The organism is Vibrio rubrogenes, assembly GCF_059641415.1.
In genome coordinates this window covers 1-9,267 of the sequence record NZ_JCARSY010000061.1, presented here as the reverse complement: position 1 = coordinate 9,267, position 9,267 = coordinate 1, and the positions used below count along the sequence as shown (strand labels likewise).

The 9,267-nt window shown below is 42.3% G+C and carries 8 protein-coding genes, 1 pseudogene and 1 riboswitch; of the genes and pseudogenes, 6 read left to right on the top strand and 3 right to left on the bottom strand.

Features of this window, described 5'->3' with window-relative positions; all coding sequences use genetic code 11:
* Window positions 1-77: 77 nt before the first annotated feature.
* A complete protein-coding gene (locus tag AC55NX_RS20030) occupies window positions 78-824 on the bottom strand; it encodes a chromosome partitioning protein ParA (protein ID WP_496997334.1) in 747 nt (248 codons plus the stop codon).
* Between the two features lie 478 nt (window positions 825-1,302).
* Window positions 1,303-1,396, top strand: a riboswitch (glycine riboswitch).
* 109 nt (window positions 1,397-1,505) lie between these two features.
* Here AC55NX_RS20030 and AC55NX_RS20025 point away from each other — a divergent pair.
* Window positions 1,506-2,873, top strand: a complete 1,368-nt coding sequence (locus AC55NX_RS20025) for an alanine/glycine:cation symporter family protein (protein WP_496997333.1) — start codon at window positions 1,506-1,508, stop codon at window positions 2,871-2,873.
* Between the two features lie 100 nt (window positions 2,874-2,973).
* Here the strand turns inward: AC55NX_RS20025 and AC55NX_RS20020 are convergent, their stop codons facing one another.
* Together AC55NX_RS20020 and AC55NX_RS20015 are read right to left on the bottom strand one after the other, a co-directional pair.
* Entirely contained in the window at window positions 2,974-3,993 is a 1,020-nt protein-coding gene (locus AC55NX_RS20020; protein WP_496997332.1) for a zinc dependent phospholipase C family protein, read from the bottom strand.
* A gap of 143 nt (window positions 3,994-4,136) precedes the next feature.
* On the bottom strand, window positions 4,137-4,985 hold the full coding sequence (locus tag AC55NX_RS20015; RefSeq protein ID WP_496997331.1) for a DUF4123 domain-containing protein: 849 nt from the start codon (window positions 4,983-4,985) through the stop codon (window positions 4,137-4,139).
* 424 nt (window positions 4,986-5,409) lie between these two features.
* Here AC55NX_RS20015 and AC55NX_RS20010 point away from each other — a divergent pair, with 424 nt between their 5' ends.
* From AC55NX_RS20010 to AC55NX_RS19990, 5 genes and pseudogenes are all read left to right on the top strand, one after another.
* Complete coding sequence (locus AC55NX_RS20010) at window positions 5,410-6,891, top strand: carboxypeptidase M32 (protein WP_496997330.1); 1,482 nt, start codon at window positions 5,410-5,412, stop codon at window positions 6,889-6,891.
* Window positions 6,892-7,173: 282 nt separating this feature from the next.
* Window positions 7,174-7,737, top strand: a complete 564-nt coding sequence (locus AC55NX_RS20005) for a hypothetical protein (protein ID WP_496997329.1) — start codon at window positions 7,174-7,176, stop codon at window positions 7,735-7,737.
* Window positions 7,730-7,975, top strand: a pseudogene (locus AC55NX_RS20000) (putative phage abortive infection protein); the annotation flags it as partial. The gene AC55NX_RS20005 and the pseudogene AC55NX_RS20000, both read left to right, overlap by 8 nt.
* Before the next feature lie 9 nt (window positions 7,976-7,984).
* Window positions 7,985-8,431, top strand: a complete 447-nt coding sequence (locus tag AC55NX_RS19995) for a hypothetical protein (protein ID WP_496997328.1) — start codon at window positions 7,985-7,987, stop codon at window positions 8,429-8,431.
* A gap of 13 nt (window positions 8,432-8,444) precedes the next feature.
* Window positions 8,445-9,267: DUF262 domain-containing protein (locus tag AC55NX_RS19990; RefSeq protein ID WP_496997327.1), on the top strand; the 823-nt coding region annotated here is incomplete at its 3' end.

Here is a 9,267-nt window from a genome sequence, read left to right as displayed (position 1 = left end):
AAACTGTCAGATCTAGTCGGACGAATACAGATACGCCAATAAACCGGAACGCCAAGTCCCGGTTCATTCACACATCATTACTCATCAATTCCCAGATCTTTGGCCAGCGCCTGAATCTCTTTCAAATCCATCTGATTGACTTTGATCAGCTGATTGACTTTACCCAAACGTTCATTGGCAGCATCCTGTTGATCACAGGCATCGGAATGTGCATCCCACGAGGTGCCTTGCAGATAAAGATCACACTCTTTCTTCAGCTCTTTCTTCTTCTGCTGTAAGGTTTCCCGCTCTTTTTCCAGCGACTCAAGTGACTGCTTCACTTTCAGCTCTTTCTGGAACAGTTCACGAGACCGCTCAAACATCGTCGCCTGAAGGTCGGCCTGATGATTCAGCCGGTTATTGACTTTGTTGACCTGAGTGATCTTCGACTTCTCTTCAGATAACTGCTTTGCCAACTCAGCTTTTTCCTGAGCCAATTGCTCGACTTTGCTATTCAGCGCATCGACCTGCTTTTGATAAGCACTTTTTTCGTCCGCTAACTTTTGATCAAACTCTTTACTCAGTTGTTGAATTTTCAAATGAGTTTGTTGATCTGAATCGACTAGTGTTTTCTGATTGGCTTGTTCAAGCTGATGATAGCGTGTTTCCAGCACCTGATAAGCCTCTTGCCAGCGTTGTCCCGATAGCAAAGCACCAATCAGTCCGCCCGCGGCAATCCCTATCACAGCAGCGATACCAATGTAGATATAAGTACGCTTGTCCCTTTGCTCAATAACGACAACGTCTTCATCTCCATCATCCAAACTGTCAGATTGTTTATTCACAATAACTCCATCTGCTTTAACGTATTAATTCACTTACCACAACGGCTACCAGGTAAACTGCAAAAGCGCTACACAGTACGACAATAATGCCCTTCTGGATGTTTTCTCGAGTGTCGTATCGAACCAAAACATATGCAAGCGCAATCAAAACAATAATTGCAATGAGTCTAACCATAATTATTCCGCCTTACTCATTTGGGATTTATATCATGATTCTTTTATTTAAGGTCAGAGGAAAGTCGATAATACATCAAGTCATCATTTTTTATAGATTTACCTAAATTCTGTAAGTGACATCACAAAATTTTTGGATTAACATCACCGCGTAAATCATCAATTTAGATGATTGTTCCAGTGAAGACTACAGGAGAGAGGTTGTTAACCTATTTTTAACAAATTAGGTAAACATACCCGCCGAAGAAGTAAATCTTTCAGGTGCTTTATTCTTCCCCCAAGAAGAATTGCGAGGACTGTAGTTGGAGGAACCTCTGGAGAGAATCGTTGAATCGATCGCCGAAGGAGCAAGTCCCATCCGGGATGAAACTCTCAGGCAAAAGGACAGAGGAGTGAAAGGCACATTTTTTGAAAATTTATTCGACGCGTTGTCCGTTATTTCAGGATGATCACTTTATAATCAACCTTTCCTCTTCTCCTTATTTGTACTTATTTTAAGGGGAAATCATGCAAGATCTGCAATCTATATTCAGTGCTATCGATAGTTTTATTTGGGGCCCACCACTACTTATTTTACTGGTCGGAACCGGTATCTACTTCACATTCAGTCTCGGACTGCTGCAATTCCGCTACTTACCCACCGCATTAAAACTGGTGTTTGGCCGTTCGTCACAAGGCAAAACCGGTGACGTTTCCAGCTTCGCGGCACTATGTACCGCACTATCCGCAACCATCGGAACCGGCAATATTGTCGGTGTCGCAACGGCAATCAAACTCGGCGGACCCGGTGCGCTGTTCTGGATGTGGTTTGCTGCTTTGTTCGGCATGGCGACCAAATACGCGGAATGTCTGTTGGCCGTCAAATATCGCAAAACCGATGAAAAAGGCCAAATGGTTGGCGGGCCGATGTATTTTCTACAGTATGGTGTGGGTTCAAAATTTTTGGCGACGGCATTCGCAGTATTTGCGATTGGCGTGGCATTCTTTGGTATTGGGACATTTCCGCAAGTCAACGCGATTGTCGATGCATCACAACTTTCATTCGGAGTTTCCAGAGAAGTCGCGGCTGGTATCCTGACGCTGCTGGTTGCCATTGTCACCATCGGTGGCATTCAGTCGATTTCAAAAGTTGCCAGTAAAGTGGTACCGACCATGGCGCTGTTTTATATTCTGGCCTGTCTGTCGGTCTTAATCATGCAAGCGGATCAGTTTGTTCCCGCAGTCCTGCTGGTGATTCAATCTGCTTTCACATCGACCGCAGCAACCGGAGGTTTTGCCGGTGCCACGATTATGTTGGCGATTCAGGCCGGTGTCGCCCGCGGCGTGTTCTCCAATGAGTCAGGTCTTGGCAGCGCCCCGATGGCAGCAGCAGCAGCGAAAACGGACTCTTGTGTGCGACAAGGGTTGATCTCCATGACGGGGACATTCTTTGATACGATTTTGATCTGTACCATGACAGGCTTGGCTTTAATCCTCACCAATGCGTGGCAGGGTGATCTGTCCGGTGCGGCGATGACAACCCATGCATTTGCCGTCGGTCTTGATTCAGCAACGGTTGGCCCGATGCTGGTATCAATTGGATTAATCTTCTTTGCGTTTACCACCATTCTTGGCTGGAACTACTACGGCGAGCGCTGTGTGGTGTTCTTATTTGGCACCAAAGGTATCCTGACCTATAAACTCATCTTCATCGCGCTGATTGCTTCCGGTGCATTTTTGCATCTGGATTTAATCTGGATTATTGCTGATATCGTCAATGGTCTGATGGCAATTCCCAACCTGATTGGCTTGCTGATGTTAAGAAAAGTGGTTATTGAAGAAACTGCGTTATTCTTCCGTCACGGTATGATGAAATCGGCCCCTGCCGAAGCCTGACGCCTGTCGGAGATTTAACCGTTCGTTGAGCACGTCGTGTGACATGTAACCGGCGCGCTCAATGTCGGCTCACCGGCCCTTGTGTGTTTTCCGCCGGGTGTTAGGACGTCTCTCTCTGTTTTTGTGGTTCAATCCGCGTCGGTAACCTGCCCCGTTCCGGTAATCCAATTGGTTCCGGTAGCCCGCTTTGTTCAGGCAGCCTAATCTGTTCTGGTAACCATAGCGTTAAATTCCCCTGCTCACACCGCCCCGTATCCAGATTCCAGTTCTTCAGCCAGTCCGTTGCACCGTGCTCATAAACACTCTCACCCAGTAAACATTGATACCGGACGATATTCGCGACCGTAAAATCGAAAACCTGATCATAATGCCAGCAACCATAAGGGGTCTCCAGATGTTCAATGTACTGACGATCAATGGCTGAAATCTGCGGATAAACCAAACCAAGAAAAGCCGCAACATGGCGGGAAAACGGAAATAACCGATATTGATCTTCAACCAGAGACATCACGCGAATAAACCCGACATACCAGCCGTCAATATCCGGCGTACCGAATTGCTGCCCATAGATATCAAGCAGTGATTCCCGCCATACGGTCTCAATCACATGGTCAATCTGATGGGGTGACTGGATCTCAGCACAATGCAGTAAATGACGCGACAATCGTTCGACATAACCGATATCACCCAGCCCCATCCGTTGCCAGATAAACGCATCCTGATGCATCTCACACTCGCGATGCTGTTGTTTGTTCTGGTCGTAATATCCGACTTTAAGCTCAATTACCGGATGAATCGTGATATCGGTAATCACATGAGCAAGAAACCCACTCAGCCAGGCAAACGCACGATCCTGCTGTTCTCCCTGTAAGCGACGGACATGCTTAATCATACTACGCAACAAATCACCGACAGATTGATAGTGCATCCGATCCGCCCACGCAGCCTGAAGAGAATCAGTAATTTTCAGATAAGGAAAATCTGGAGAAACCGCGCCCATTTCTACGTAACGCTGGTTCACGAGTAAAATACGTTGCATTCGGCTGGGTAAAGTGTACAGCGCATCACCTTGCATGAATGCCTGATTGACTGCGGTAATGTGAGCAAATGCACCCGGCATAATCAACCTTAACCATTGCTTGTCTACTGATAACAACTTACGTGATTTTTATGACATTTATCTTGCATAAAAAGTAATGAGACACAATTCAATTATTTATTGTTTTGATGATTAAGCTTCTCCTGCCCCCAGATGCCCGGCCATCACACATTCAACGCGTACTGTCTGGCTAATCGAGCCGCCTGACAAATCCGCTGAGTCGGTGTACTTGCTGATGAGGGAAAGTGGATCAATTGATAAATTTCCGGATACGCCTCACCGGTCACCGCTGACTCTCCCAGCCAGCCGATAATATTGAAGTAATTCAACTGATCCTGACGGGTGACAAATCCTTTCTGACGAGCAATCTGCGCATGGGCTTCCACCCAGAGATCCCCACGCTCCTGCTGGAATAACACCTCAGGAAAATGGCGTTGCATGTGATGATATATCGCTTCAAGCAGACTCTGCCATGCAATATGACTCAGTTGCTGCCATTGCATCGGTGTTAATTGCAGTGGCAATTCGAAAAAGACCATCGGCTCAAAATCGGCCCGGACCATAATTTGCCATCCCAACGATGTAGGAAGCCAAGCCTTATCCATCGGTTGCCAAAGCCAATGACACGATGCACTGAGTAACGTCCACGCCACATCTGCATGAGCCATATTGAGATAGCTCGTTGTCCCGTAAGGAGACAACACCTGTACCTGCTGCCTGAAATGTTCGGCGAGTTGTTCGATCGGCCATGATGAACGAAAGAAAAAACCTTCAGAGCCCTGTTGATGTTTCAAAAACCAGCGCTTCACCGACGGATCAACGGCTAATAGATAAGGTGAGTGTTCTTCATCCGATTCACACAAATAAACGGCTGCCGATTCAACAATCGGATCGTCAGGAAAATAGATTTGGTGATAAGGCGGTAACTGGCGGCCATCAACAAACAAGTAGAAGCGATGATGCGCCCCTGTGGGCATCAAACCGAGTATTTGTTCAGACGGAAACGTGTTCATCGTTCAAGACCATCCATGATGAGACGACAAGTTGAGTGAACCGACTTGTTCAAAATAGAGTCGAGATAACCAATAGAAGCATCGTAAGTGACTGTCATGATCATTCCTTTTATATGAATAGGCAAAAAGCTGCTCCGCTAAAATCCGCTACGGATCCAACGAATTGTTTATCATACGATTTAATTTATTTGAGTTTAAATTAAAACTCAATTGAGACAAAAAACAATTCTATCAATCTTTTTCTCATCATGACGATTGCATTTTGCAATTTAGATCACTTTTGGGAGTCACTTAACAAATAAAATTAATAATAAAAATTACATATAAATCAATAAGTCACAAAAAACAAAAATCATTGTGTCTTTCACAGCATCTTGATATACCCTTGAACTCATTTGCTACCACTTAAACAGAGGTTGAATCTATGAACGCGTACCATCAGTTGGTTGAGCATGTAAAAAATATCGCTCACTTTGAGCACCTTGCTGCAATCTGTGGTTGGGATCAGGCCGCTATGATGCCAAAAGGCGGGGCTGAAGCGCGGGCCCAAGCAATGGCCGCCTTACAAGTCCACATTCACCAGTTGATGAATCAGCCCCAGCTTGCCGAATGGTTTGCACAGGCAGAACGAGCCCCGCTCTCTACAGAGCAACAAGCGGTTTTGCGTGAGATGAAGCGGCGCTGGCAACAAGCCACGGTATTACCTGAATCACTCGTTCAGGCCAAATCAATCGCCGGCGCCCGCTGCGAGCATGCCTGGCGACAACAGAAACAAGATAATGACTGGGCCGGATTTGCGGCCAACTGGGAAGAAGTGGTCAAACTCTCGCGCGAAGAAGCTCAGATCCGGGCAGCAGCGACAGGCAAAACCCCTTATGATGCGATGCTTGATCTGTATGAGCCCGGTGCATCTACCGCAACGCTGGATCGCTTATTTGACGATGTGAAATCTTGGCTGCCAGCGTTGATTGACCAAGTGATTGAGAAACAATCGCATGAATCCGTGCTGCTACCTCGGGGCAATTATCCGAGTGAAACTCAGAAGTCACTGGGATTAGCGGTCATGAAACTACTGCAATTCGATTTCGATCACGGCCGGCTGGATGAAAGTACCCACCCGTTTTGCGGCGGTGTGCCGAGCGATGTTCGTATCACAACACGCTACAGTGAGACAGAGTTTGTCCAGTCGCTGATGGGAATCGTCCACGAAACCGGTCACGCCCGCTATGAACAAGGCTTGCCGAAAGCCTATGCCGGAACAGCCGCCGGAGAAGCGCGCTCGATGGGGATTCATGAGTCACAGTCACTCTTTTTTGAAATGCAGATTGGCCGGAGTCCTCAATTTATTTCTCATTTGGCGGGTTTGGCTGCCCGGCATTTCAATGCTCATAATGATCCGGTGTTCGCAGAGACGAACCTGCAAAAGCTCTACACCAGAGTCAATAAGGACTTTATCCGGGTCGATGCCGACGAGCTCACCTACCCTGCACATGTCATTCTGCGTTACGAAATCGAGCGTGACTTGATGAATGGTGTGATCGAATTCCGTGATGTCCCGGAATTATGGGACCAAAAGATGCAGCGTTATCTCGGGCTTTCCACCCAAGGCAACTATCGCCAAGGCTGTATGCAAGATATTCACTGGACGGACGGCTCATTCGGCTACTTCCCGTCTTATACCCTCGGCGCAATGTATGCCGCGCAATTTATGGCAGCCATGCAGCAAGCCGTTGATGTGGATGGAACCATCGCCAGTGGTGACCTCACTCCGATTTTCACTTGGCTCAGCGAGAACATCTGGAGCAAAGGCAGCTTATTCACCACCGATGAACTGGTGAAACAGGCAACGGGTGAAACGTTGAATCCTGCGCACTTTAAAGAGCACTTGATTTCAAGATACTTGTAAACTTAACTAGGCAGGTCAAGATAGTAATAACAACTACGAGCCTGCCATTTATAGCGATAGGTGACATCAAAATGAGAGATACTCTCTGTACTAAAGACGCTCGAATGTAAATGACCTAAAATTTCATCATCGTCACCCACCCACTTTCCTGTAATTCAAAGTGAATTGATTGACATGTATAATCAAACATCTAAAATCTCACAGGATTTCTTGTAGTTCGGATAGATGCATGTCAGTATTACCTATACAATTAGTACCAGTATTGATCTATAAGGAATAATAGTGAGTTTTTTTGTATCAGAGCGGTTCTCTAAAGTCCTAATTTTTTTAGGCGTATTTCTACTGATTGTATTTCTCTTATCCTTTTCTTATAAATCTATATTTTTCAACTTTGATGTTCCGATTAAAACAGACGTTTTCGGACAATTTGGAGATATTGTAGGAGGTGTTATTGGTTCTTTATGGGCTTTAGCCGGAGTTATACTTTTCTACGCGGGACTAACCGAACAGCGTAAAGATATCCAAACTAACCAAAATGCACTTGAAAAACAAATTTCTGCTTTAAATTACCAAAAAGAAGAAATGGAACTGCAGCGAAAAGAATATGCAATGGCTCGAAAAGTATTCGAGGAACAAAGGGAAGCTTTAAAAGAACAAGCAAAAACATCTAGAGTTCAGCAATTTGAGTCAAACTTTTATTCATTACTTGATATTTACATAGGGATTCGTAAAGATATCGCCAGCCAAAGTGGAAATTTTATATCTAAAGTTAACAAAGAACTTTCCTCTTTAGATATACATAACACAGAAGCAAAAGATAAAATAAAATCAATAAACAATAAATAATAAATATCAAGAAATATATTACAAAAATAAAGATAACATTTCCCATTATCTTAAGACTATTTATCGAATTTATAAAACTATTGATGAACAAGAAGATTTAAACATCAAAAAGAAATATTTCTATTCAAAAATAGTTCGTTCTCAATTTACTGAAGAAGAGTTATTTTTAATATACTATAACGCTCATTCTTCTTATGGTGTTAATTTTAGACCTCTAATTTTAAAATACAACATTTTAAAACATTTAATGCCAATTTCAAAAGTTGAATTCAAGTTTATTTTAGATGAAGACAACTCAGTGAATATGAAGAGACATTCTATTACATCTTGGTTAGATAGCTTTTTAAGTTCCAACTGGCATTATATGTATGATCTAGAAATAGAAAATCCAAGTTACTCATCTGAGTTAGCTATAGATAGTATAGGTAAAATTATGATTCAGATGGAATTAGATATAGATGAAAATATAATAATTAAGATTACCAATAGCTCACTTGATATTGAAACTAAATTATGCCTAGAAAAAGGAAAGATGTTAGAATTCATAGAAAATTATTTTTATGACAGGTTGATAAATAGTCATTTTGAAGAATTATCAACTAATGATTACATTGACATTGTAGAGAAAAACGATTCTATATCAGCTAAAATTAGCATTGAAAAAAATATCAACTTTGTAAAAGATTTTGTTTAATAAGGTATCATACATGGAAAACGAATTTAACAGGTTATTTAAAAACAATTTAAAAATAAACACTCGGACTATATCTGTAAAAACCTTATTAAGTGAGCGAAATCTATCAAGAATAGATTATAAACCTTATTATCAAAGAAATTATGTTTGGGATGCGAAAAAAGCTACATTTTTCATAGAAAGTATTCTTTTAGGTACCGATATCCCACCACTTATTTTTTTCAAATCAGGTAAAAACATTGAAGTAATTGATGGCAGACAAAGGTTTGAAACACTGAAAAGATTCAAAGAATCAAGTTTTAAGCTTACAACTCATGGGTTGATGGAATTAAAAGTTCTTCAAGATAAAAACTTCAACACTCTTAATCCAGAAATTAAAGACGCTTTCTTAAATACTAAAGTTAGATTATTTGAATTTGAAGTAGTTAATGAGCCTAGGTTATCTCTAGAATTAGAAGACAAAATCAAAAAAGAAATATTTAGAAGATATAATACAGGTATAACTCCTATTAATTCAATGGAATTAGATAATGCTAAGTACGATGAAGACTCTTTAACGACTGTGATAAAAGAGTACCTAGAATCGAACAAAGATACTGTAGTAGATATAATTAACTGCTTCTTTAGTAATAAGAAAAGAAAATCGGATGTAACTTTTTCATCGATAGCAGATTTTTTGCGTAGATATATAACGTTATCTCACTTTCCAATATATTCATATGCTGGCAGTGGTAGTAGAACAGACATAAGAGAACTACTTTATGAATTTATTACCGACAATATCGAAGATAATGAGATATATTTTAATAATTTCATTTCATCAGTAAAAGACGTAA